Origin of the sequence: Paenibacillus sepulcri (assembly GCF_042647105.1) — a bacterium.
GTDB classification, from domain to species: domain Bacteria; phylum Bacillota; class Bacilli; order Paenibacillales; family Paenibacillaceae; genus Paenibacillus_Z; species Paenibacillus_Z sepulcri.
On sequence record NZ_JBHRUP010000001.1, the window covers coordinates 7901343 to 7927513 of the forward strand.

A 26171-nucleotide genomic window follows, 5' to 3' on the forward strand; every position below is an offset into this window, starting at 1 on the left:
ATGCCGGTTCAATTCGGATGCCAGACCTATACCTGGCAGATGTCGTATGACAGATACAAGAATTCATTCGCCGAGATTTTGGATACCATCCAGAAATCCGGCTTCAGCGGAGTCGAAGCGGAGGTCTGTATGCTCGGTTCCTTCTATGAGGATCCGGGGCTGCTTCAAGAGGCATTGGGGAACAGAGGGCTTAAGCTCGCGGCTCTCACGCTGGCGCTTCCCTGGCTTCACCCCGAAGAGACGGAGGAGGAAGCAGCGGAGGCGGAGCGGCTGCTTGATTATTTGGACCATTTTCCGCAGGCCAAGCTCATTCTCGTTCAGCTTCCCGGCTCTGACCGATCCAACCTCGACGAACGGCGCCATAATGCGCTCCAGTGCATCAACGCTGTGGCCAAACGGGCCAGCGGCAGAGGAATTATCTGCGCGTTCCATCCCAATTCTCCGCCCGGCTCGGTCTTTCTCACGGAAGCGGATTATGCGGTCATGTTTGCCGGCCTGGATACCCGCTATGTGGGATATTGTCCGGATTCCGGTCATATTGCCAATGGCGGAATGGAGGTATTGGACATATTCCGCGCACATGCTTCTCTGATCCGCCATGTGCATTTCAAGGATATTTCGCTGGGCAGGCAGTGGCGGGCCATGGGAGAGGGCGTTATTGACCATCCCGGAATCACGGCTTTCCTGAGAGAGAGCGGGTATGACGGCTGGATTATGGTTGAAGAAGAATCCGAACAGGCGGAAGCAGATCCGGACAGGGCTGCTGTCCAGAATGGAAGATATATGCAAGAGGCGCTTCGCTAGGCCGGCCGCACAAGAAATTCTTCGAGAGGAGGAGCAATGGTGGCAGCAAATGCGGACCATGCCGGCATCACCGCCGTTAATCCCGGCACCGGGAAGACATATCTGATCCAGAAAAGGCTTGCGAGGTACTGGCAGCTATATCTGCTTGTGCTTTTGCCGCTGGCTTACATTATCATCTTCAAATATATTCCCATGCTGGGTGTACAGATCGCTTTCAAAAATTACAATATCGCCAAGGGGATGTGGGGGAGCGATTGGGTAGGGCTGCAGCACTTTCAACAGTTCTTTGGTTCCCCCAATTTCTGGCCGATTCTCAGGAACACCCTGCAGATCAGCCTGGTCACCTTGCTGTTCAATTTTCCGGCACCGATTATCCTGGCTTTATTTCTGAATGAAATCCGGACCGGTTTTTTCAAGAAAACCGTTCAAATGGTCACATACGCCCCTCATTTTATCTCAACGGTCGTCATGTCCGGCATGATTCTGCTCTTCCTTGCGCCAACGGGAGAGATCGGCAAGCTGTTCAAGCTGCTTGGCATGCAGGCGGTCAATTATTTGGGGCTGGCCCAGGATTTCAAATATGTCTATGCCCTCACGGATATGTGGCAGCATATGGGCTATGCCTCCATTATCTACCTGGCGGCACTATCGGGCATCAATCCCGATCTGTATGAGGCGGCAAGAGTGGATGGGGCGTCGCGTTTCAAAAAAATGCTTCATGTGGATATTCCGGGGATCATGCCGGCGATCATCGTCCTCCTGATCCTCAGTACGGGGGATGTGCTGAATGTCGGTTTCGAGAAGACTTATCTGCTGCAAAACTCGCTTAATCTTCCAGGCTCGGAAGTGATCGCAACCTACGTCTACAAAGTAGGATTAGTGAATGCCAATTACAGCTATTCCACGGCAATCGGCGTATTCAACTCGGTCATTACATTCATTCTTCTTATTCTGGTTAACTGGATCGCCCGGCGGTTCTCGGAGCACAGTTTATGGTAGATGGTGAAGGGAGGCGCATCGATGTCTGGCATTAAAATCAAGGAAAGCCCGTCTGACCGGATCTTTCTGGGATTGATCTATGCCGTGTTGATTCTGATTCTGATTATTGTTGCTTATCCGCTGCTCAATGTTCTCAGCTCATCATTCAGCGATTCCAATGCGGTTGTTGCCGGAAGGGTCTCCATTTTCCCGGTTGAGCCCACACTTGCCGCGTACAAAGCGATCTTTGCAAGCTCACAGCTGCTGACGGGTTATCTGAATTCTATTTTTTACACCATAGCCGGTTTTCTGTTTCAGGTTTCCCTGACCGTCATGGTCGCTTATCCGCTCGCCCGCAAGCAGCTTTATGGAAGGGGGCTGATCACGGGCTTGCTGGTATTCACCATGTTTTTCGGCGGCGGTTTGATCCCGACGTACTTGGTTGTCAAGTCACTTGGCATACTCGATACGAGATGGGCGCTTATTCTTCCGGGAGCGCTTGCGGTGTTCCAGGTTATCGTCGCCCGGACCTTCTTCCAGACGAGTGTTCCGGATGAACTATATGAAGCCGCTGAACTGGATGGATGCAGTGAAATCGGGATATTCTGGCGCATTGTGCTGCCTCTTGCGAAGCCCATTCTTGCTGTGCTCGTCCTGATTTACGGGGTAAATAACTGGAACGCCTATTTCGATGCGATGATCTATCTGAATTCGGATCATTTGTTTCCGCTCCAGCTGATTCTGCGGAATATTCTGATTCTGAACACGCAGCCAGGGAAGATAATGGCTGATCCCGAACGCATGATGGCTCTGCAGGAGATCGCGGCACTGCTTAAATATGCGCTTATTGTAGTGGCAAGCCTGCCTGTCCTGATCTTCTATCCGTTTATCCAGAAATATTTCGTCAAAGGCATGATGATCGGCTCTTTGAAAGGTTAATTCGAGAGGGAGGGTTACAGTTCATGACCAAAATATTAGGATTATTACTGGCTGCCATTCTGGTCTTAAGCGCTTGTTCAAATTCAGGAGCCGGCACCGGCGGGGACACAGGAGGCAATACTCCGGCTTCTGCAGAGGGCAGGATTTCGCTTCCCGCATTTACATTGCAGTCCTCCGCCATTCAGGATTATGATGATAATGACTTGACGAAGCTGATTGCGGAAAAATTCAATGTGGATATCAAATGGACCCTTGCGCCGGCCGATGCGGTGCTCGAGAAGCAAAATGTGCTGCTGGCCAGCGGCAACTACCCGCCGATTTTCTTCGGAGGCCAATTTAACCAGAACGATCAAATCAAGTATGGCCAAAGCGGTATCCTGCTTCCGTTAAACAAGCTGATTGAGCAGTATGGACCTAACATCCAGGCCGCATTCGAGAAATCGCCTTATCTGCTTAAGGGCGTGACCGCTCCGGACGGAAATATCTATGCTTTGCCGGGACTCGAGGAATGCTACCACTGCGATTACTCGCAGAAAATGTATATCAATAAAGAGTGGCTTCAGAAACTGAATCTGCAAATGCCGACGACGACCGATGAGCTGTACAAGGTATTGAAAGCGTTTCAAGAGCAGGACCCGAACGGCAATGGGCTCAAAGACGAAATCCCGCTTACCGGCGCCACGAAGTGGTGGCATGGCGAGCCTACCTATTACCTGATGAATGCATTCATCTATGCGACGGATGAGAACTTCCTGACCCTCAATGATGGGGTCGTGGATATCTCCGCCAACAAGCCGGAGTGGAAAGAAGGCTTGGCCTGTGTCAAGAAGCTTTACCAGGAAGGCTTGATCGACCCGCAGGCGTATACGCAGAATTTGGAAGGCCTGCAGAAGGTGGCAGACAATCCCGACACGATAATTTTAGGCGCGTTCACCGGCGGGTGCTGCGTTCCTACCATAACGGATGACGCCAGATGGACGCAGTACGAAGTCGTTCCTCCGATCAAGGGGCCGGGCGGCGTTCAGCTCACCGGTTATTTTGGCGGAAGTGTCGGCGACGCGCAGTTTGCGGTCACGAATATTGCCAGTGAAGAGCAGCAGATTGCCGCCATCAAAATCGTGGATTACTTCTACTCACAGGAAGGCGCGCTTGATTCCATGTACGGTCCCAAGGATATCGGCTGGTTCGACGCCAAGCCGGATGAGAAGGGAATTGACGGCAACCCCGCCATTTATCAAGGAATTGAGGCTTACACGCGCAAGGATAAACGCAGCGTAACCTGGGATAACAACTTGAAGTATACGCCTGCCGATCTCTTCAATGCCAACGTTCAGGGGCAGGATATCACCAAACCGGACGGTTTCGAGAAATATCTCGCCCTTCAGACCGACAAGCTCGTGCCGTTCAAGCCGAAGGAGACCTTCCCGCAAGCGATTTGGTACAATCCTGAGGAAGCGCAGAATATTGCACAGATGAAGACCGATATCATGAGCTATATCAGCACGAATGCGCTTCAATTTATTACGGGCAATAAGGATCTGGATAAAAGCTGGGATGACTACGTGAAAGGCTTCGATGGTCTCGGACTGGAGAAATATATCGAGGCCAATCAAAAAGCTTATGATGAGCAGTATAAATCATAACAGCAAAAAATAGAGATAACGGGTCTGCCGCGCGGCAGACTCGTTATCCGCATTCATTCCCTTATGAGGTGCGCCGATGAAACGACCCTGGTATTACCGCATGCTCTTATCGTATTTGCCGATCCTTCTCTTCATCTCATCCTTCCTGTTTTTTATCTTTTTTCAGGAACTGAGCGCGCAATCGAAGAGGGATGCAGTAAAGGCGAACCATGTGTTGAATCTGCTGGCGATGAATAAAGTCGAGAATTCGCTCAATGGAATCGATTATGCGCTTGTTGACTTTACGCTCAACAATAAGGTATTGAATCAGTTCTTTCAGTCGAAGAGCAAGCAGAATGTGGTATTGAATAAGGAAATGCTGAAGGAAATCGAGACGTTCAAAAGGCAGAATCCCCTTGTTGATTCGATTTATCTGGTGCGGTCCCAGGATGAGATCGTTCTGACGGAACGATATATGTTCAGTGAGGACGACTTCCCGGAAAACGCGTACATTCGTGAGATGGAGCAGTCCACAGGTTCCATGAAATGGACATCTCCCCATAGCTACCAGGAGTTTGCCCAGTCCGCGCCGAAAAATATGGTTACACTGGCAAGAAGCTATTTTACACCTCTTGGAGAGCGTTGTCTCGTCGTCGCCAATGTGAAGGTGGATACGCTCCGATTGCTGGTGGAGCAAACCTATAACCCCGAGGTCAGCTTCGTGTCCGTTACCGGCGCCGACGATACGGACATCCTTGGGAACAGAGGCAATCTGAAAGATCATCAGATGCTGTCGGAAACCAGGTCAGATTATCTGAATTGGACATTCCGCAGCGGATTGGTGAATGGCGCGTTTAGCAAACTTGCTTTCGAGGTATCGAAATTCTGGATTATCCTGGGTGCGATTACGGTCATTCTGGGCCTCGTTGCGATTGTCTATGTAACCCGGCGCAATTACCGGCCGCTGGAGAATGTCGTATCCCAAATCCAATCTCTTGGCACCGGCAAGCCGATCAAAACAGGAACCAATGAGTTTATGCTTATCGAATCCGCCATTGAAGATTTAAAGAAACGTTCCACAATAATGGAGAAGCAGCAGGAGGAAGAGATTACACTCCGCAAGAAGCATTTTCTATATGAAGTGATTGAAGGGATCCGCCACATCCGTGAAGACGAATGGGCTGACGAGATGGCCAAGTACAATCTGCCGGAGGCGCTACAGGGAGCCCAGGTGCTCGCCATTGAGATCGACAACTATGCCGTATTCAACCGCAGCTTTACCAAACGGGATCAATTTCTGTTTAAATACGCCATTCATAACAGCGCCACCGAGATCTTCCATAATTATTCCTTGTCCTGCTGGAGTGAATGGGTATCCGGCAAAAGGCTGATCTGCATTGTGCTCCAGTCCGAGCATGCGGGCACGGAGAGAACCCGGCAGGCCTGCGGGGAATTCCTCGAGTGGGTGACCCATCATCTGCCCTTAACCGTTACGGTGGGCATGGGCGCTATGGTGAGTCATCATGATCAAATCGCGGAATCGTACCAGGAAGCGCTTCAGGCGCTCAAAACCAAATTTTTCAGGGGGCTGGGCACGGTCATTCTGCTTGCGGAAACGAATGTCAGGCAGGGTGCCGAGCTGTTCACCTATTTGCAGCCGATCCGCTCGCTGGCCCAGGACTTTCGAATTGGCGCGGCCGGATGGGGCCAGACCTTCAAGCAGCTTTTTGATGATTTCCATTCCGATCACTTGTCGGCGGATGATGTGATCAGTCTGCTGAACTATCTGATTTTCCAGCTGGACAGAACAATCAGCGAGCTTGCTCCGGAATATCAGAAGCCACGGAGAGACAAGGGGATGTCGCTCCTTACGGATGTACTCGATACGGCAGAGACGCTGCAGGATATCCAGCTTCCGTTCTTCCGTATTTTATATGAGATCGGAGAGAAGATTGGCAGCGCCCACAGCGCGAACAATCATCATCATCTTCTGCTGGAGATGCGGGTATATATAGAAATGAATTTCACCAATCCGGATCTTTCTCTTGAGCGTCTGAAAGAAGAGTTCGGCTTGAATCCGAAATACCTCAGCCAATTGTTTAAAGAAAAGTTCGGTGAAGGCTTCATGGATTTCTTGATCCGCCTGCGGATTGAATATGCCAAGCAGCTGCTTCGGACTACGCCCGACCCGATCCAGTCCATCGCGGGAAAAGCCGGCTATCAGAGCGTCATTTCCTTTACGCGGGCTTTCAAAAAAGTGACATCGGTGTCGCCGGGTGATTACCGTAAACAGAAGGAGCAATAGCGGAGGTTCTGATTTTTTAGAAATGGATGATGCCAATCTGGTAATTGGGAAGGGAGCAGGACAAACATGAATAAATTAACTGCGTCTGTTGTCGGAGGGGGGCAGGGCGGACAGCTGAGTATGAAGGCGCTGGAATCGTCGGACAGATTCGAGCTCAAGGCGGCGGCCGATCTGAGGCCGGATGTCTGCGAGCGCTTGAAGGAGAAGTATCCGGGAATTCTTACGTTCACGAATCATAAGGAGATGTTCGAAGCATGCAAAACGGATATCGTCTGTGTCAGCACATTCCCGCCCTCCCATGAAGAGGTTGCGATGGATGCGCTGGCCATGCTGCCGTTAAGAGGGATTCTGGTTGAAAAACCGCTCGGCCACACGGCAGCTTCGGGCCGCCGGATTCTCGAGGCGATCAAGTCCCGGAGACTTCCTGTCGCGGTGCCGCATGGACTGCTGGCTAAGGCGACGCCAGTTGCGATTATCGAGCGGGTGCAGAAAGGGGAGATCGGAGCCCTTAAGCTGGTGGAAATCCAGAATGCCAAATGGGATATAATCAACGCCGGAATTCATTGGCTCAATTTCTTCGTCAAGCTGACTGGCAACGAGCCGCTGGACTGGGTGATGGGCCAATGCGACACCTCCACCCGCACTTACCGGGACGGCATGCAGGTGGAGACAGCTGCAATTACTTATGCGCAGACGCGCAGCGGCATCCGCGTTGTGATGAACACAGGCGACGATGTGCTCGTGGCCCGTGAAGGCAAAGAGACATTGTTCCGGCTTGTCGGTACGCATGGACTGATCGAATTCTGGGGCTGGGAAAACGGCTATTGGCTCCTCAACCATGAGCATCCTGCCGGGGAGCTGATTGAGCCCCATGAGTTTCCGGTAACGGGACATCAGCTTCATCTGGAGAATATGGCGGATTTGATCGCTGCAGGCAAGTCCGATTACACCTTGGCGGACAGCTCGCTGGCAGCGCTGGAAATCGTCGAAGGGGCATATCTGTCCGCCCGGACCGGATGCCGGGTCACGTTTCCCGTCGATAACTTTGAAGTTCCGGCTGGCGCCCGCGATTGGGAAGCGGGAATCCCTTATTCAGGAACAGGCGGCGGCCGGGACGGAAGATTGCTGTGAGCTTCATCCGTCTCAGCAGTCATCTGCGCCAGATTATTTCATTCACCCTGAACTGAAAATTGCCCCATAAACAAAACACGGACCATAGTGGCTTCCGTGTTTTTTTCTGTTGGAACGAAAGGCTCATAATCCGTTCCAACAGCCCAAGATCCGCAAATAGCTGCCGCTCCGGCCCTTTTTTGGGACAGCCTTCGCCAACAGGTTACCAGATGATTATTGACGATAATTTGGCATTTTGACTATGATGGACCAAATTCTTCCTTCAAGCAAAGCCCAGCTGTTCATTAGAAAGGGGGACCCGTATTGAAGAACGAAGCCGCCAATTTATCCTCGCAAGCTGCAGCTGTTTACGGCGGGGGACCGCAGCGTACTACCGGAAGAAAGCTCGCTGCCTTTAAGAAGTATTTTTGGCTTTACACCATGATTCTGCCGGGGTTGATCTATTTTCTGATCTTCAAGTATTTGCCGATGTGGGGGATGGTCATCGCCTTCCAGGACTATATCGCATTCCTCGGCGTGACGGGCAGCAAGTGGGTCGGATTCAAGCATTTTGTCAACTTCTTCAATGATCCCGATTTCATGCTGCTGTTCCGAAATACGATTTTGCTTGCCCTGTATAATCTGTTTTTCTTCTTCCCGCTGCCGATTCTGATTGCTTTGATGCTGAATGAGCTGAGGAATCAGATTCTCAAGCGCTGGGTGCAAAGTTTGATTTACATTCCCCATTTCATGTCCTGGGTCGTTATTTCTGGAATCGTATACATTTTATTGACACCCGAGGCGGGAATAGTGAATGAGCTGATTGCCTCCATGGGCTGGAACAAAATCAATTTTCTCGCCAGCTCCGACTGGTTTCGTTCTCTAATTATATTGGAGGTGATTTGGCGCGAAACAGGATGGGGAACGATTATCTTTCTGGCCGCTCTTGCCGGAGTTGACCCTCAGCTCTATGAGGCGTCAAGGATCGACGGGGCGGGCAGGATGCGCCAGCTATGGCATATCACCTTGCCCTGCATACGCAGCACCATAGTGATATTGCTTATTCTGAGGCTTGGGAATTTCATGGACTCCGGCTTCGAGCAAATCTTCCTGATGATGAATGCGATGAATCGGGAGGTGGCAGAAGTCTTCGATACTTATGTGTATACGTACGGCATCGTTCAAGGGCAGTTCAGCTACAGCACGGCTGTCGGCTTGTTCAAATCGTTGATTGCTTTGATTCTCGTCATTGGCGCCAATTATGCCGCCAAGAAGTTTGGCGAAGAAGGCATTTATTAATCTTTCCCGCTGTCTGTCGAAAGGAGGTCGCCGCAGTTGATCGAAAACAAGAACTGGAGCAGCCGGCTGTTTAATGCCGCGAACCAGACGCTGTTGATTCTCATTTCCCTGATTACGATCATCCCGTTTATTCATGTATTGGCGGTTTCGTTCTCGGACGAGAACGCTATCATTGACCGCAAATTCGTCTTATTCCCGGTTGATTTCTCACTGGACGCCTTCCGGTATATATTTTCCACCGATACGGTGTTCACCAGCCTGATCAATACCATTCTGATTACCGTGGTCGGCACGTTTGTCAATATTCTATTGACATCGCTTATGGCTTACCCGCTTGCCCGCAAGGACCTTCCCTTGCGCAGCACCATCCTGTTTCTTGTGACCTTCACCATGCTGTTCGGGGGCGGGATAGTTCCGACCTTCCTGATCGTCAAATGGCTGGGGCTGCTGAATTCGTACTGGTCACTGATCATTCCTACCGCCATCAGCGCCTTTAATCTGATCGTGCTCAAGAACTTCTTTCAGCAGCTGCCCGAAAGCCTGGAGGAATCGGCCAAAATAGACGGCTGCCATGATTACGGCATTTTATTCCGGATTGTCATTCCGCTGTCGATGCCGGCGCTGACCACCTTTTCTCTCTTCTATGCCGTAGCGCATTGGAATTCCTTTTTTCAGGCGATTTTGTATGTCAACGATTCGTCCAAATGGCCGATACAGGTGCTGCTCAGGCAGATCGTCCTTCTCTCTCAGGGAGGGATCGGGGATTCGGTCGCGACGACCAATGTCATGTATACGCTTCCGGATACCGTCAAGACGGCTGTCATTGTCGTAGCCACAGTTCCTATTTTGTGCGTGTATCCGTTTTTGCAGAAGCATTTTGCCAAAGGCGTCATGTTAGGCTCGGTAAAAGGATGACGTTGCTTGCGGACGGCATCATCTTTACGCATACCAATTAGGGAGGTTGTTCGTATGCCACGAAACCGATTCATGAGAAGTATTTGTTTGTTTATGCTGGCTGTCACGATGATGATTGCGGGCTGTTCAAGCGGGAACGGCAATGCGCCTGCGGAGGGGAATCAGCCCGCCGGGAAGAAGGGTCCGACGAAGATCAGCATGATGGTCATCTATTACGCGGCAGAACCGCCCAAGCCCGACGCAGCCGTATTCAAGAAGCTGCAGGAGCTGACCAACACTGAGCTGGATATTACATGGATTCCAAGCTCCGCTTATTCCGAGAAGCTGAATGTGTCCGTCACATCAGGGGATATGCCGATGGCGATGTTCGTCAGCCAGCCGATGAATGCAACCATCGTCAGCAGCGCGCGAAGCGGGATGTTTTGGGAGATCGGACCCCTGTTGAAGGATTATCCCCTGCTGAGCAAAATCGATCCGCTGGCTTATCATAATTTGAAGATCGACGGAAAGGATTACGGCCTTCCGCGCCCGCAGCCCATTGGAGTTGATACGGTCATTTACCGCAAGGACTGGATGAAGAATCTGGGGCTTTCGGAGCCGAAGACGATCGAGGATGTCTATCAGATGGCCAAAGCGTTTCAAACGGGTGATCCTGATGGGAATGGCAAGGACGACACGATCGGGTTTGCCACAGATACTTCGCTTGCCGGTTTGAATATTGTGCTTGCCTGGTACGGAGCGCCCAACAAGTTCAACAGGGACGAGAGCGGCAAATTCACGACTGATTTTATGACCCCGGAATATGTGGAAGCCTTGAAATTCTTCAAACGCATGTATGACGATAAAGTGATGAATACGGATTTTGTGCTGACTCAAACGGCGCAGAAGGTCGACCTGATCAGGAAGGGCATAGCAGGGATGTATTTTGAGGCCAACTTCAACTCCGCCGAGCGCCAGCTCGATATCAGAACCCATACGCCGGAGGCGGAGATCGACATCGCTTACCGCATCCAGGGCCCCAAGGGAGAACGGCTGCTCGCCGCGCTCGGCTACAACGCCAGATATATGTTTTCCAAAACAAGCGTGAAGACGGAGGCGCAGCTGCGGGATATTCTTGCCTTCTTCGAAAAGATGCAGACTCCGGAAGTGGTAACGCTGCTGAAGTGGGGCATCGAGGGCGTCCATTACAAGGTTGAGAACGGCAAGAACGTCAGCATTGATGAAGTGCTGTATAATAAAGAGGTCGAACCGCTCAAGTTTCTCAGGCTCGACAGCGAGAATGCCGATTTGACGGGCAATTCCCCGCTGGATACGAAGGTGAACGAGACTTATGCCGATATGGCGAGCATATCCGTGCAGGACCCGGCAATTGCGTTAATCTCGCAAACCATGACGGAAAAAGGAGCGCAGTTAACCAAAATTATCGATGATGCGAAGATTAAATTTATTCTCGGCGAGCTGGATGAAGCAGGATTTAAGCAGGAAGTGGATAAATGGTTAAAGAGCGGCGGACAAAATATACTTGACGAATATGCCGCTGAATATGCCAAAGAGAACAAATAAGGGTTGATTAACGAAGGAAGAAGGGATGTACCGGTATGAATCAGCAGACCGCTCATGAGCCTTCCGCGCCAGAGACCGTCACTCCGAAGAAGCAGGGAATAATCGATTGTGATGTACATGTTTCACCGCAGCATCCCGAACAAATCCGCAGGCATATTGCACCCGGATGGCAGGACCGCTTTGCCATGAGCGGACGGGATCTGTACGGACATCCCACCTATGTCAACCGGACAGATGCCAATCCGCCAAGCGGACTGCCAGTCGGCTCGGACCCGGATTTTCTGCGGAAGCAGCTGGTTGACGAATATGGGATGGATCATTTGATTCTGATCCAGCGACCGTTTACCAATCCGCAGCCGAATCCCGAATTCGCCACTGCGCTTGCGGCGGCATGGAATGGCTGGATTGCCGAAACCTGGCTTGATGCCTACAATCATGATCATGTGTTTAAGGGATCGATCTGTGTCTCGACTCAAGATCCGGCCGGAGCCGCGAGGGAAATCGAACGATGGGCGGGCCACCCGCATTTCGTGCAGGTCGTTACCGATTCGGCATCGGCAGCCGCATACGGTCAGCGGCAGTTCGATCCTATCTATGAAGCGTGCCAGCGGCTGGGTCTGCCGTTTGCCATGCATGCGGGCGCAGACGGAACCGGAATCACCTCCATCCCCTCATCGGGGTATCCGACGCATTATATCGAATGGAGCACTTTGCATGTTCTGTCCTATCAGACGCATCTTGTCAGTATGCTGGTAGAGGGCGTGTTCGAACGCTTCCCGGAACTGAAGGTCGTATTGGTGGAAGGCGGCGTGTCCTGGCTTCCGGCTTTGCTCTGGCGCCTCGATACGCAGTATGGGCGCTTCAAGAAGGAGCTTCCCTGGCTGAGCAGGAAACCAAGCGAGTATATACGCGATCATGTGCGCTTCACCTCGCAGCCGATTGAACGGCCGGAACAGGACCGCCACTTGCTGAAGATGCTGGAGCTCATGGACGCCGAGCATATACTGATGTTCTCCAGCGATTACCCGCATTGGGATTTCGACAGCCCGCGGCTTGCGTTCCCGAAGCTGCCTGAACCTTTGCGGAGTCGCATTTATTATGAAAATGCCCGTGAGCTTTATCGCTTGTAGGCAAGCGAAGGAGGGAGAACCAGCTATGAGCAGCAGCCCGTTGAAATTGATCGATTGCGATGTCCATGTCTGTCCGCGCAGCGCGGACGAGATCAAAGCGTATCTGGAGCAGCCATGGAAGCACCGATTCAGCATCCGTAAAAACACTTACTACAAGAACCCAAACCCGCCTGTCGATAAAATGCCCCCAGGGGGAGGCGCTGCGGGCAGCGATCCCGATTTTCTGAGGAGCCAGCTGATTGACCGGATGGGCATCTACAGGGCTATTATCATGACACAGGCGCATCTGACGGCGGATCATGATCCGGACTACTCAAGCGCGGTTGCAACCGCATACAACAGCTGGCTGGCCGATACCTGGCTGGGTGAGTACAATGCAGACGGCGTATTTAAAGGTTCCATTGTCATCAACCACCGGGACCCCGCGGCGGCGGCCAGGGAAATCGACCGTTGGGCGGATCATCCGCATTTCGTTCAGATCCAGATGGACACCGGCGCGATGGCACCGTTCGGACAAAGACAGTATCACCCGATCTTTGAAGCGGCAGAGCGGAATGGACTGCCGGTGGCGATCCATCCCGGAGGAGAGTCCATTGGTGTCAACAAGCCCGTATGGATCGGGTATCCCGCGCATTACACGGAATATTACACGGGTTTCAGCTTTGCGGTACAGTCCCATCTGGTCAGCCTGCTGACGGAAGGTATCTTCGAACGCTTCCCGAAGCTAAAGATCGTCATTGCCGAGGGAGGAGTCACCTGGCTGCCGGCTTTGCTGTGGAGGCTGGATCAGGAGTGGAAGGGGCTTCGTTCGGAGGTGCCCTGGGTGATGAAGGCGCCTTCGGAATATGTGCGGGATCATGTCCGGTTCACGACACAGCCATTGGAGCGGCCCGAAAAGGACGAGGATTTGATCGCGGTGCTGGACATGATGGATGCGCATAATCTGCTGATGTTTTCATCCGATTATCCGGAAAGCGACTTCGTATCGCCTGAAGCCTCGCTGCCGCGTTTGCCGGCCGAGTGGGATTCGAAGATGCTGTTCGAGAATGCAAGGCAATGGTATTCGTTGTAATTCTATTCGTTGTGTACGCGCTTGCAGGAATATGGTTGAACCCTATATTGATCAGGAGGTTGGGAATTCAATGGAGCAGCAGGTAGAGACCGGTGTGACGAAGAGAACAGAGAACAAGAAGTATGGCGTGATTGATTGTGACGTACATCCTTCTCCCAGAAATACAGAAGAAATTCGTTCTTACATGGCCCAGCCATGGAGGGACCGCTATCATGGAAGCACGCGCGGATTCTTCGGCAATCCGGTACATGGCGCGCGCCTGGACGCTACCCCGCCGCAGGGGGGCCCAACGGGATCGGATCCCGATTTCCTGCGGGAGCAGTTAATCGATAAATATGGCCACGCACATGCCATTCTGCTGCCGCGGGCTTTTTGCAACCTGCAGCCTGACCCTGATTTTGGAACCGCTATCGCGGCTGCTTATAATGACTGGCTGGCCGATACCTGGCTTAGTAAATACAATCATGACGGCGTATTCAAAGGCTCGATTACAGTCAATCACCAGGATCCGCAGGCGGCGGCACGGGAAATCGAGCGCTGGGCAGGTCATCCGCATTTTGTCCAGGTCATGACTGATTCCGGTGCGCGGGCGCCGTTCGGCCAGCGGCAGTATTATCCGATTTATGAAGCGTGTGCACGCCACGGCCTGCCATTCGCTATCCATCCGGGTACGGACGGAATGGGCATTAATATTCAGCCTACCCCCGGATACCCGACTCATTATATCGAATGGCATACCTGCCTGTCCTTGGGCTTTCAAGCCCATCTCGTAAGCTTCCTGACGGAGGGCGTATTCGAGAGGTTTCCGAACTTCAAGATCGTCCTGACAGAGGGCGGCGTCTCATGGCTGCCCGGCTTAATCTGGCGTCTGAATGCCGAATACAAGGCACTGCGGTTCGAAGTGCCATGGATGAAGCGCCGCCCCAGCGATTATTTGCGGGATCATGTACGGCTCTCCTCCCAGCCGCTGGAGCGTCCTGACGACGACAAGGAGCTTCTTCAAATGCTGCAGATGATGGATGCCGAGCATATTCTGATGTTTGCCAGCGATTATCCGCATTGGGACTTCGATTCGCCGACGCACGCTTTTCCGAGGCTGCCTGAAGCGATGCACAGACGGATCTTTTTCGAAAATGCCAGAGAGCTGTACAATTTATAATCAAACTGCAGGGAGGACGTTCAGAGATGGGAAGACATGTGATTGGAGCAGCAGCGGATTTGCCGCCTGGCACGAACAGGATTCTGACGGTCGAGGGACGCTCGGTTGGCGTGTTTAATGTGAGCGGTACGTATTACGCGCTCAAAAACAGCTGTCCGCATCAAGGCGCTCCGCTGTGCGCGGGCAAGGTAACGGGAATGACATTGCCGTCTGAGCCGGGACAATATCTGTACGGCCGGGAAGGCGAGATCCTGCGCTGCCCCTGGCATGGCTGGGAGTTTGATATTCAGAACGGCAAGTCCATTTTTGACCCGCATAAATGTCTGGTCAAGACCTATCAGGTTGCCGTCGAAGCAGACGCGGATGCGGATGCGGATGTGGAAGAGGAATCCCCTTCAGTAGAGACATACGAGGTGAAGGTCGAAGAGGCGAAAGTGGTCGTGTATATCTAGTAACTGCCTATTTAGATTAAAGTCCGGTGATAAACCTGCGGAGCAGGCGGAAATCGTCTGGAGAAGCGTAGGCTGAAAGCTTTCGTAAGAAAGCTGCTTCGGAAGCCTGCACTTACGACCTTTGTACCCCGAATTTAACAGCTAAAGGTGCAAAACCAACCACATCCATACCGTGGATGGTTTTGCACCGAGGTGACAATGCTACCCGCGGTGTTTATTGTGGGCAGCATTGCACCAAAGGTATCCAAAATCAAAAAATTCCCGGTACAACAGCTTCTCCGACAAGTGACAAGCGGTATAACACGCTTGTAACACATGCGAGTATCGGAAGACGCTTCCGCATGCGCAGCCGGATCTTTTACTGAATAATAATGTCTGAAACAGCTTGGAACTTGTCATGAGCAATATAAACAGGAAGATCAATGTCCAATGAGAAATTCTCATAATCGGAGACAATTATGAAAACAAGATCCAAATATCTCGTGAACATTTTTTTATTCAGTCTGTTTATAGGCATGACTCCGGTAATTATGCTCGGCTTCTTCTCTTATTCCAAGGCCTCCGTGGAAATTCAAAGGAAGGTGAACGAAGGGAATAGCCGGATACTCGAGCAAACGCAGTTCCGGGTGGAGCAGGTGTTGAAAACCGTCGATACGGTGACCAACCAGTTTATCCATTCTCCGCTGACGATTTCCGTCATGGAACTGGAAATGGAGAAGGAGCGGTATCAGGATTTTCAGCAAATCAGAGACGGATTATACAAGCTGCAGGCACAAGGGCTCGGAATCTTTGATGTCTTTCTATACAATATCGAGAAGAATTGGTTGATCAATAACAGCGGCTTCTTCAACAAGATCGATAAAGAAAGCCTGGATCTGCTGCAGGATTATGCACAAATGCCGGCGATTTCGCAGTGGACGATTAACAGAGAGCCCGTTTCCGGAGACGGTGATGATCTGGTCAGCGTGAAGACCGTAAATTTGATAAAGCGGATGCCGATCATCTCATCGAATCCGGATGGCTTCCTGGTCAGCAAAATCCCCATCCACGAGATCCGCAAGCTTCTGTCCAAGAATGTAATGCCCGGGGCAATGATGATCCTGGATGCGGATAAACGGGTCATTGCGCTTGACGGGGAGGATGTGGAGGATGCGGATATGCAGCCCGGACAAATTACGGAGCTGCTGCAAAGCCATACGGAGGAAATCGGCTCTTTCGAAACAGAGCTGGGACAAGGGAACGTGATGCTCTCGTACCGCCAGTCCTCTTATAACGGATGGGTATATGTATCCTCGGTCTCCATTGCGCAGTCAACCCGGGATTCCAAGGCCATCGGGTGGTTTACCCTGGTCGCGTGTCTGACGATCTGCGCCCTGACTTTAATTATTGCCTGGCTGGGCTCGCGTCGGATCTACCGTCCGGTGAGAAAGCTGTATACCTCTGTCCTTGCGGAGTCGGGCGAAGATTCGCTGCTTCACAAAAATGAGTTTGAATCGATTGAACTAAGCGTCCAGCGGCTCACGCAGTCCAAATTCAGAATGGGGAATCAAATTGAAGGACAAATCAAGCTGCTGAAGGAATATTTCTTTTTCAAGCTGTTCCAAGGGGACTTGAGGCGTAAAGAAATGGAAGAGGGCCTGGTGTTTCATGGACTCCCGGCGGAGCTTGAGCGTTCGATCGTACTGGCGGTTGAGATCGATACGCTGGAAGGCACCCGCTATAAGGAGCAGGACCGCAGCCTGCTGTTGTTTGCGATCGATAATATTTTGCGGGAAATTGTAGCGGAGCGGCAACGAATCGGCTCCGTCATCATTCAGGATACGGTTGGGGTGCTCATAGACAGCGCCAAGCCGGGCGACGGGGCTTTCAAGGACTGGATATTCGGGCTGGCGGTGAAAATTCAACAAGCGGTCCGCTCCTATTTGCATATTAAAATCAGTATAGGCGTAAGCCGCGAGATCCGCTCGCCGGGGGCAGCTCCGGCAGCCTTCAAGGAAAGCCAGGAGGCTTTGAAATACAGGCTTCAGCTCGGGCAGGAGGTGATCCTGTTCATCGAGGATGTGCAGCTCCGCTCCAGCGGCTCCATCCAATATCCGCAGGAGACGGAGAAGGAGCTCGTTGAAGCGGTCAAGAGCATGGATGCCGGCAGAGCGCAGGAGATCCTGCACCGGTTTATCTCTGAGGTAACAGATAACAAAATCGGCTGCAACCAATACGAAATTTCCTTGTCTCTGCTGCTCGGCGAAATGGTCCGGCTTGCGAAGGATTCCGGCTTGCCGTGGAATCTGATCGATGACAAGAACCGCTCATTATTCGGCGAGCTGCTGCATCTGAAGACCGGACTCGAGGTGGAGAACTGGTTTTGCGACAACATCATTTTCCCGGTTATCCGGTTCTTGACGCAGCGGGAGGAAACGCAATACCGCAGGATATCGGATGAGATTATCAAGATCATCCACGCCGACTATGATAAAATGCTGACCTTGGATGCATGCGCGGCCAGGGTGAATTACCATCCCCATTATGTGAGCAGGGTGTTCTCCCGGGAAATGGGCACGAGCTTCGCCGATTACTTGTCCCAATACCGGCTGCTCAAGGCCAAGGAGTGGCTGCAATCAACCGACTTGAAGATTGTTGAAATCGCTTTAAAGCTGCATTATACGAACCCTCAGAATTTTATCCGGTCTTTCCGCAAAATCGTTGGCATGACCCCGGGACAATACCGGACGTTGTTCAGGTAAGGGATCAAAAATTTAGCCAGGAAGCAGGTTTTCCAAAATGAAAATTGCCAGTATTGAGACCTTCACGACAAAGGAAATCAGCATTGTCAGAGTCCGGACGGACGACGGAAGAGAAGGCTACGGGCAGACGGCCCCCTATATTCATGCCAATATCGCCGCCCTGGTGCTTCACCAGCAAGTCAGTCCCTATGTATTGGGAGCGGATGTGAGCCGGGTGGAGGATATCGCTCCGCTGGCCGAGAAGTGCATTGAGGGCGAGCATAAGTTTCCGGGATCTTATATATGCCGTGCGGTAGGCGGGGTCGATACGGCCCTGTGGGATCTTCATGGGAAAATCCAGAATAAAAGCGTGCGGGAGCTGCTGGGCGGCCAAAAAACAGCTGTCGAGGTGTATGGCTCCAGCATGAGCCGGTCCATCACCCCCGAGCAGGAAGCCGAGAGGCTGAAGTGGTTAAAGCAATCCCATGGCTTCAAAGCGTTCAAAATCCGCATCGGCAATCCCTTCGGGCATGATGTTGACGCCTGGCCTGGCAGAACGGAAGCCATTGTTCCGGCAGTACGCGAAGCGATCGGTCCGGATACCCTGCTGTATGTGGACGCGAACAGCGGTTTCTCGCCTGAGCGGGCTATCGAGGTAGGGCATATGCTGGAGCAGTACGGCGTTTGCCACTATGAGGAGCCATGTCCCTATCCCGAGCTGGAATGGACACAGCAGGTGAATCAGGCTTTGAGCCTGGCAGTGACCGGAGGAGAGCAGGATACGGATCTGGCCCAGTTCCGGCGCATGATTGCCATGCGGGCCGTCGATATTGTACAGCCCGATGTTTGTTATGTGGGCGGATTGAGCCGCGCTCTGCAGGTGGCGAAGATGGCGGAGGAAGCGGGAATCCCGTGTACGCCGCATTCATCGAATCTCTCGATGGTCACGGTATTTACTTTGCATATGCTGGGAGCGATTCCCAATGCCGGTCGGTTTATGGAATATACGATAGAGTGGAACAACGCCTGGACAGACGGGCTTTTCAGCCCTCCGCTCAAGGTCGTTGACGGCTCCGTTGAGATTCCCAAGGGTCCTGGCTGGGGGGTTGAGATCAATCAGCAGTGGCTGGATAAGGCTGATTACCAGATTAGCCGACTATAAACCTGAGCCTGCAGAAGAATAGTTATGGCTGCTGTGCGGTAAGGGCGCATCCTTAAAGGATGTGCCCTTTGCTGTTATCTGCCCATGCCGCAGGTCGAAGGACGCTTGGCAAACGCCCGGCAGTATGCGATTATGAGAGCAGATCCGGTTGGGAAGGGGTAATATGAGATGAAATGCGCTGTGCTTGACGATTATCAGCAGGTTGCCATGTCCATGACGGATTGGACGGGGCTCGCCGATCGAGTGGATGTTAAAGTATTCCATACCCATTTCGAGAACGAGGACGAGCTGGCAGCTGCGATCGAAGATTGCGAGATTGTGGTCATTATGCGGGAGCGCACTCCTTTTCGGAGCGGACTCTTCAAGCGTCTGCCCCGTCTGAAGCTGCTGGTGACGACTGGAATGCGCAACGCTTCTGTCGATCTGGCCGCCGCGGCGGACAATGGCGTAGTCGTATGCGGGACGCGCGGGGGAGGCGAAGGCACGACGGAGCTGACATGGACGCTTATTCTGGGACTGGCGAGGAAGCTTGTGCAGGAGAATGAGGCGCTTCGTTCCGGAGGGCATTGGCAGAGTACGGTCGGCATCGATCTTCTCGGCAAGCGTCTTGGCCTGCTGGGGCTCGGTCATATCGGGAGCAATGTCGCGCGGATCGGACAAGCGTTCGGCATGGAGGTTGCGGCATGGAGCCAAAATCTGACCGCGGAAAAAGCTGCCGCCGCGGGTGTGAAGCTGGCTTCCTCGAAGGAGGAGCTGCTCGAGAGCAGCGACTTTGTCTCGATTCATCTCGTGCTTGGCGATCGCACAAGAGGACTGCTCGGAGCACGGGAGCTCGGGCTCATGCGGCCGTCAGCCTACCTCATCAACACCTCGCGCGCGCCGATCGTTGACCGGGATGCGCTGATTGAAGCGCTGCGCAGCGGCACAATTGCCGGGGCCGGACTGGACGTATTCGAGCAGGAGCCTCTGCCTGCGGATGATCCGCTCCGCACACTGCCCAATGTGCTGGCGACGCCGCATATCGGGTATGTCACTGAAGCGGCTTACCGCGGCTTCTTCCGCGGAATCGTCGAGGACATTGATGCTTATTTGAATGGATCGCCCGTGAACGTTCTCGGCTAGCGGGAATTCATTCCTCTCATCCGCTGAACAAGCGGCTGATGCCGGTTCCGGGGAATTGCCCTGAACGCCGGCGGGCAGCCGCTTTTTCGGATGGATCTGAACGGTCGCAGCTTGGAAGTATTGGATATTTCTTATTCTTTATCGATCGTTCTATATTGGGTATAATGGCAGTAAAGGAGCTGTTGGTATGTCCAGAAACAGAGAGTTTGAAGTTAACGATGTGCTTAATAAGGCAATGGATCTTTTTTGGTTTCAAGGATATGAAAAAACATCGATGAGCAATCTGGTGGAGACCATGGGCGTCCACAGGAAGAGCATTTATAATACCTTTGGCGACAAGCATTCTTTGTATATGAAAGCAATAGAACGCTATGATCAAGCTATAGGAGCAGAAACAAGGTCATTGATCAAAAATACCGCTTCCGCCAAACAGGCTATCCGGCAGTTGTTTGAATTTAGCGCGATGGCAGAAGCAGGGCCCAAAGGCTGCTTGACGGTCAATTCTGCCGTTGAACTTGCCCAGCATGATTCTGAAGTGGCAATCAAAGTGAATGAGAGCTTTGCCAGTGGCGAGAAGCTGCTGCTCGAGCTAGTCACACTCGGCCAGAATACAGGCGAAATTGCTGATCATCACAATGCCGAATCACTGGCTTATTACTTGAACAATGCGTGGATAGGCATGCGCGTTCTGGTTAAGACAACGGATGATAAAGAGAAATTGAAAGGGATTATCGACACAACCCTTGCAATATTGGAAAGATAAGAGGCTTTGATGCTTGCAGCAGCCCGTCCTTGAACATCTAAATTAAGTGTGCTGCAATTTGCATATTAAATCAAAGAAAGGAGCAGTCGCCCGATGGCTCAGTTGACCCGCTTCGGATTCGGGGTGCAGGCTCTTATCGCGCTCGCGTCGCGTCGGGACCAATGGTCCAGCGCCGAGATCGCCGGCCTTATCAGCTGCGAGCCGACGGCGCTCCGCAAGATTTTATCGCAGCTGGCGGAAGCGGGCCTGATTGATGTGAAGCAGGGCCGGTCCGGAGGCTACCGCCTGGTCAAACGGCCGGAGGAGATCACCCTGTTCGAAGTATACCAGTCCCTTCATAATGAAGACCCGCAATGGGGACGGATGGCCGACACGACCGGAGAAGGCTTGTTTGGCGCGAAAGTCCGGGAATCCTTCACGCGGATCATGACCGATATCAATGTTCAGGTCACGCAGGTGCTTGGGAACTATACGATCGCGGATTTGGTGGAATAAATTTTTTTTACTGAAAATGTGCAAATTATTGCACAAATAATTTCTTCCAGAAAGGTGAATGACTAATGAAGATCACAGGGTACGGTCAATCGGCATTATTATTGAGCGAATTATCGATTATGCGGGCGTGGTGACGTTTCAATACGAGCAATTGCGAACAAGCGGAAGCGATTAACGGTGGAGCGGCTGTTTTTTTATATTTTCAGTGTACTCCGGTGCAGTATTGCTTTGAGCTTGGCAGCCATACTATGATGGCATCATACAGACAAAGGAAGTCAATTTCGACGAAAAGTTGGGGATCGGCATGGAATTCAAATACGAGTTTGAAAAAGACCTTCCCATTATGTTCCAGGAGTGGACTCCAAGCACGATGGTCGAGACTTTTCATTGGCACACGCCGCTTGAGATCGGATACTGTCATACGGGTAAAGGCTGGTTTTATTTCGGCGAGAAAAAATTCCGCGTCATGCCCGGCGATGTGTTCGTCGTCAATAATATGGAGCGGCATATCGCCCAGTCCGATGGGGACGACCCCAGCCATTTTTCCTTTATGTATTTCGATCCCGAATTCATTGAACAGGGCGAGAAGGAGCTGCTCCTTCCTTTCGTATACAACCCGACCCAGTTCCATAACCACATTCCGGCCCATTCACCTGCAGCCAAAGAAATCGGCGGCTTGCTCCTGTCGATGGAGAGGGAGTACCGCGAGCGGAGGACAGGCTACAAAAATATGCTCCGCGGCGGCTTGCTCCAAATCTGTACGCTGCTGCTGAGGCACTATGGCAGCGACACGCCCAAGAGCGAGATTAACCGGGTCGTTAATCTGTATCATAAACTGAATCCCGCACTATCCTTTATGAAGGAGAACTTCCGTGATCCCATAGAGCTGGAGGATGTCGCGCGCGTGCTTATGCTCAGTCCGTCGCGGACGCGCCACCTATTCAAGGAAATGCTGGGCGAGGGCTTTAAGGAATACCTGACCCAGCTGCGCATCAATGAAGCCAAGCGGCTGTTGATCACCTCGGACATGCAGGTGATGACGATTTGTCTGCATTGCGGGTTTCAGAGCCTGACTCCGTTCTACCGGGCTTTCAGACAGATAGTCGGCATGACCCCGCAGGAGTACCGGGCTGAGGCGTCTGTGCTTGCCCTGACCAGAGAGAGAGCAATGGCGCTTTCCGCTGAATCCGATAAATGATGAACCCTTCTAAAGTTCCTGCAGGGAGGGTTATTTTTTTGAGGGATCCAAAACGGCAGGTCAAACATACAGCGGATATGAAATCCAGCCGTTTTTGACAAGGGAAGTGTGCTTATTAGCAAGACGGCCGATCAGCAGCGGTGGTATGATGGAAATGTAAAATGAAAGCGCTTTAATTAAAGATATGCAGGTGACAAGCGGAGTAAAAGAAGGAAGCAGCACACTCTTTAAAAAGGGGTTGAGGTTCATGGTGAGGAAAACAAACATTCATCTATTGATCGTATGTTTACTGGTGCTGGGACTGCTGGCAGGCTGTATGAAGGACTCCAATGGAAGCGGCTCGGGAGGGAAGACGGAAATCGTATTCTGGCAGCCGGACCTGGCGAACTGGCAGCCGCTGTACGAGAAGCTGGTCAAGAAATTTGAGGAGAGCCATCCGGATATCCGGATCAAGATGGCCAATATTCCGGAGGAAGGCTATTTTGAGAAGCTGAACACGGCGTTCGCCGCAGGCAAGGGTCCCGATATGTGGGTAGGCTGGTACCCCGGCAATGAATTCGACCGGGGCTACATTCAGCCTATCGACGAATTCATCGAAGCGAGCGGGTGGGATATGAACCAATATTTTCAGCCGATAACGGATCTTAGACTGAAGGGCGCGGACGGCCATTATTACGGACTGCCCCGCGACTATTCCAGTTCTGTTGTCCTGTACAACAAGGATCTGTTCGATGCGGCGCAGGTGCCTTATCCGACGGAGGATTGGACGGTTGATGATTTCCGCAGCATCGCGAAGTCCTTGACGAACGAGGAGAAGAAAGTGTTCGGCACCGATATCGCAACAGGCGACTCGCTGCTAACGGGTACGCCGCTCGTGTGGAATTATGGCGGCGATATGATCAGCGAAGACGGGCTTACGGTGAAAGGCGTGCTGGATTCGCCGGAAACGATGAAGGCTTATGAGCTCGGCCAGCAGCTGATGAAGGATGGGAGCGTGCTTCCGTCGTCCATCTCGGAGACGATGACCGGCGACAACGGCGCGTTCGGCTCGGGTACGGTGGGCATGACAATGGGGACGCTGTGGGGCTATAACTCGCTGAAGGATGTCACGTTCAAATGGGGAGCCGTATCGTTTCCGAAAGTGCCGGGCGGTGAGGATTACGCCTGGGCCGACATCGTCAGCTGGTTTATGAATGCCAAATCGAAGCATAAGGAAGCGACATGGGAATTCATGAAGTTCATGTCGAGCACGGAGATCGGCCAGGATGTGGCGGAGGAGCTGACATGGGGGCCGCCGATTCCGAAGATCTGGGAGGATCAGAAGCTGCTCGACAACGAGGCGCTGAAGGTGTTCTATGATCAGGGAGCGAAGCCGACGAAGAAACCGGTCTATGTCCGCAATAACGCCTACGATGATATTACTTCAGACATGACCCAGACCTATACGGATATCGTGAATCCGCTGAAGGGCGTCGAGATGAAATCGCCAGGCGACGTGCTTCCGCAAGCAGCCGAAGAGATGCAGAAAAAGCTGGATGAAGCCCAAACAGTCAAGTAACGAATCGGAGGTGGACATATCATGGTGAAGCTATCCAAAAGCGCCCGGCGGGAAGAAAGGCTCGGCTACTTGTTTATATCTCCCTGGATCCTCGGGTTTCTGGCATTCGCCGCCTTCCCGATCCTCGCGTCCCTGGCGCTGAGCTTCATGCACTGGGATATCTACGCCAGCCCTTCCTGGATAGGGCTGGACAACTTCAACCGCCTGTTCCGCGATCCGCTGTTTTACAAATCGATGAAGGTTACGCTCACCTACAGCGCGATGGCGATTCCGCTCGGTCTTGTGATCGGCCTGCTGCTGTCGCTGATGCTGAATCTTAAAGTAAAGGGCATCAATTTCTTCCGGACGTTGTTCTACCTGCCTTCGGTGCTTACCGGCGTGGCCGTCTCCATGCTGTGGCTGTGGATCTTCAATGCCGATTACGGGCTGCTGAATTATATGCTGTCCTGGGTCGGCATCGAAGGACCCCAGTGGCTCAAGGATCCAAGCTGGATACTCACGAGTTACGTCATCATGAGCCTGTGGGGGGTTGGAGGGAACGCCATCCTGTTTCTGGGCGGCCTCCAGAACATTCCGGAGCAGCTGTACGAAGCCGCCAAAATTGACGGCGCCGGTATGTACCGGCGGTTCTGGCGGATCACGATCCCGCTGTTGACGCCGACGCTCTTTTTCCTCCTGCTCATGGGCATCATCGGTTCCTTCCAGGTCTTCACGCAGGCGTATATCATCAACGGCCGGGGCGGAGGCGGTCCTGACAATGCAGGCTTGTTCTATATGCTTTATCTGTACCAGAAGGCCTTCAAATCTTTCGATATGGGCTATGCTTCGGCCATGGCATGGATTGGCGGCCTCCTGTCGCTGGTGCTTGCGCTGATTGTATATGCCACGCAAAACAGGTGGGTCTATTATGAGGCGGATGAGACGCAGGGAAGGAAGGCGGTGGTGAAATGACGAATGTGAATGTGTCGGCGAGAAAGCCTTTTGGCAAAATTGCCGCTTACTGCTTCCTTATCATCCTGTCGTTCGCCTGCATGGTTCCCTTCTTCTGGATGATATCGACGTCGCTGAAGACCAAAGCGACCACGTTTCAATTTCCGCCGCAGTGGATTCCGGCAGACCCGCAGTGGGCGAACTATGTGAACGCATTTTCGTTTGCTCCGTTCGCTACCTACATCACGAATACGCTTACGATTGAGCTCTTCGTCATTATTGGCCAGGTCGTGTCCTGCACGCTGGTCGCATACGGCTTCTCCCGGTTCCGCTTCCGCGGACGCGAGGTGCTGTTCATGATCATGCTCGCCACCATGCTCATACCGGAGCAGGTGACGATGATCCCGACCTTCCTCATGTTCAGCAAGCTGAATTGGGTGGATACGTACCTGCCGCTGACGGTCCCGGCTTACTTCGCGAATCCGTTCTTCGTCTTCCTGATGCGGCAGTACCTGCTCACGATCCCGAAGGACCTCGACGAGGCGGCCAAGATCGACGGAGCGAATGAATTGCAAATCCTGTGGAAGGTGCTTGTCCCGGTCCTGCGTCCCTCCATGACCATCATTGTCGTGTTTACATTCACGAATGTGTACAACGATTTCATGGGGCCGCTTATTTATTTGAATTCGCCGGAGAAATTCACCTTGGCCGTCGGCCTTGCCAACTTCGTTTCCAGCAGAGGCTCCGAGTGGAACCTGCTCATGGCGGCTTCGACTGTCGTCGTCGTGCCGCTGCTGCTCATCTACTATTTTGCGCAGCGCAATCTGATCGGCGGAATTGCCAGCATGGGGATTAAGGGATAAAACAAACACAAG

At 52.4% G+C, this 26171-nt stretch carries 22 protein-coding genes; all 22 read left to right on the plus strand.

Going from position 1 to position 26171, the window contains the following annotated elements:
• Complete coding sequence (locus tag ACFOLF_RS34250; RefSeq protein WP_210045426.1) at positions 1–804, plus strand: sugar phosphate isomerase/epimerase family protein; 804 nt, start codon at positions 1–3, stop codon at positions 802–804.
• Between the two features lie 36 nt (positions 805–840).
• Positions 841–1803, plus strand: coding sequence for an ABC transporter permease (locus ACFOLF_RS34255; RefSeq protein WP_210045425.1), 963 nt, complete (start codon positions 841–843; stop codon positions 1801–1803).
• A 21-nt stretch (positions 1804–1824) separates the two neighbouring features.
• A complete protein-coding gene (locus tag ACFOLF_RS34260) occupies positions 1825–2721 on the plus strand; it encodes a carbohydrate ABC transporter permease (protein WP_210045424.1) in 897 nt (298 codons plus the stop codon).
• Positions 2722–2744: 23 nt separating this feature from the next.
• Complete coding sequence (locus tag ACFOLF_RS34265) at positions 2745–4364, plus strand: extracellular solute-binding protein (protein ID WP_210045423.1); 1620 nt, start codon at positions 2745–2747, stop codon at positions 4362–4364.
• A 76-nt stretch (positions 4365–4440) separates the two neighbouring features.
• On the plus strand, positions 4441–6648 hold the full coding sequence (locus ACFOLF_RS34270; protein ID WP_210045422.1) for a helix-turn-helix domain-containing protein: 2208 nt from the start codon (positions 4441–4443) through the stop codon (positions 6646–6648).
• A 66-nt stretch (positions 6649–6714) separates the two neighbouring features.
• A complete protein-coding gene (locus ACFOLF_RS34275) occupies positions 6715–7779 on the plus strand; it encodes a Gfo/Idh/MocA family protein (RefSeq protein WP_210045421.1) in 1065 nt (354 codons plus the stop codon).
• Positions 7780–8199: 420 nt separating this feature from the next.
• Positions 8200–9057: an ABC transporter permease gene (locus ACFOLF_RS34280; protein ID WP_210045458.1), complete on the plus strand. Its 858-nt coding sequence runs from the start codon at positions 8200–8202 to the stop codon at positions 9055–9057.
• Between the two features lie 36 nt (positions 9058–9093).
• Positions 9094–9972 carry a carbohydrate ABC transporter permease gene (locus ACFOLF_RS34285; protein ID WP_210045420.1) on the plus strand — a complete coding sequence of 293 codons (879 nt, stop codon included), beginning with the start codon at positions 9094–9096 and terminating at the stop codon, positions 9970–9972.
• 54 nt (positions 9973–10026) lie between these two features.
• The gene (locus tag ACFOLF_RS34290) at positions 10027–11535 is read left to right on the plus strand and encodes an extracellular solute-binding protein (protein WP_210045419.1); all 1509 of its coding nucleotides are present in this window, start codon (positions 10027–10029) and stop codon (positions 11533–11535) included.
• A 35-nt stretch (positions 11536–11570) separates the two neighbouring features.
• Positions 11571–12665 (plus strand): amidohydrolase family protein, encoded by a 1095-nt coding sequence (locus ACFOLF_RS34295; RefSeq protein WP_210045418.1) that lies wholly within the window; start codon positions 11571–11573, stop codon positions 12663–12665.
• Positions 12666–12690: 25 nt separating this feature from the next.
• Positions 12691–13737: an amidohydrolase family protein gene (locus tag ACFOLF_RS34300; RefSeq protein WP_210045417.1), complete on the plus strand. Its 1047-nt coding sequence runs from the start codon at positions 12691–12693 to the stop codon at positions 13735–13737.
• Between the two features lie 70 nt (positions 13738–13807).
• The gene (locus tag ACFOLF_RS34305; RefSeq protein ID WP_210045416.1) at positions 13808–14896 is read left to right on the plus strand and encodes an amidohydrolase family protein; all 1089 of its coding nucleotides are present in this window, start codon (positions 13808–13810) and stop codon (positions 14894–14896) included.
• A gap of 26 nt (positions 14897–14922) precedes the next feature.
• A complete protein-coding gene (locus tag ACFOLF_RS34310) occupies positions 14923–15348 on the plus strand; it encodes a Rieske (2Fe-2S) protein (protein WP_210045415.1) in 426 nt (141 codons plus the stop codon).
• Between the two features lie 458 nt (positions 15349–15806).
• The gene (locus ACFOLF_RS34315) at positions 15807–18089 is read left to right on the plus strand and encodes an AraC family transcriptional regulator (RefSeq protein ID WP_210045414.1); all 2283 of its coding nucleotides are present in this window, start codon (positions 15807–15809) and stop codon (positions 18087–18089) included.
• 37 nt (positions 18090–18126) lie between these two features.
• A complete protein-coding gene (locus tag ACFOLF_RS34320) occupies positions 18127–19230 on the plus strand; it encodes a mandelate racemase/muconate lactonizing enzyme family protein (RefSeq protein ID WP_210045413.1) in 1104 nt (367 codons plus the stop codon).
• Between the two features lie 168 nt (positions 19231–19398).
• Positions 19399–20352: a D-2-hydroxyacid dehydrogenase family protein gene (locus ACFOLF_RS34325; protein WP_210045412.1), complete on the plus strand. Its 954-nt coding sequence runs from the start codon at positions 19399–19401 to the stop codon at positions 20350–20352.
• Positions 20353–20539: 187 nt separating this feature from the next.
• A complete protein-coding gene (locus ACFOLF_RS34330) occupies positions 20540–21115 on the plus strand; it encodes a TetR/AcrR family transcriptional regulator (RefSeq protein ID WP_210045411.1) in 576 nt (191 codons plus the stop codon).
• A gap of 93 nt (positions 21116–21208) precedes the next feature.
• The gene (locus ACFOLF_RS34335; RefSeq protein ID WP_210045410.1) at positions 21209–21610 is read left to right on the plus strand and encodes an Rrf2 family transcriptional regulator; all 402 of its coding nucleotides are present in this window, start codon (positions 21209–21211) and stop codon (positions 21608–21610) included.
• Positions 21611–21914: 304 nt separating this feature from the next.
• Entirely contained in the window at positions 21915–22808 is an 894-nt protein-coding gene (locus ACFOLF_RS34340; protein WP_379113422.1) for an AraC family transcriptional regulator, read from the plus strand.
• Positions 22809–23055: 247 nt separating this feature from the next.
• The gene (locus ACFOLF_RS34345) at positions 23056–24366 is read left to right on the plus strand and encodes an ABC transporter substrate-binding protein (RefSeq protein ID WP_210045409.1); all 1311 of its coding nucleotides are present in this window, start codon (positions 23056–23058) and stop codon (positions 24364–24366) included.
• Between the two features lie 21 nt (positions 24367–24387).
• Complete coding sequence (locus tag ACFOLF_RS34350; protein ID WP_210045408.1) at positions 24388–25317, plus strand: carbohydrate ABC transporter permease; 930 nt, start codon at positions 24388–24390, stop codon at positions 25315–25317.
• Positions 25314–26159 (plus strand): carbohydrate ABC transporter permease, encoded by an 846-nt coding sequence (locus ACFOLF_RS34355; RefSeq protein ID WP_210045407.1) that lies wholly within the window; start codon positions 25314–25316, stop codon positions 26157–26159. Before ACFOLF_RS34350 ends, ACFOLF_RS34355 begins: the two co-directional genes overlap by 4 nt.
• Positions 26160–26171: the final 12 nt, after the last annotated feature.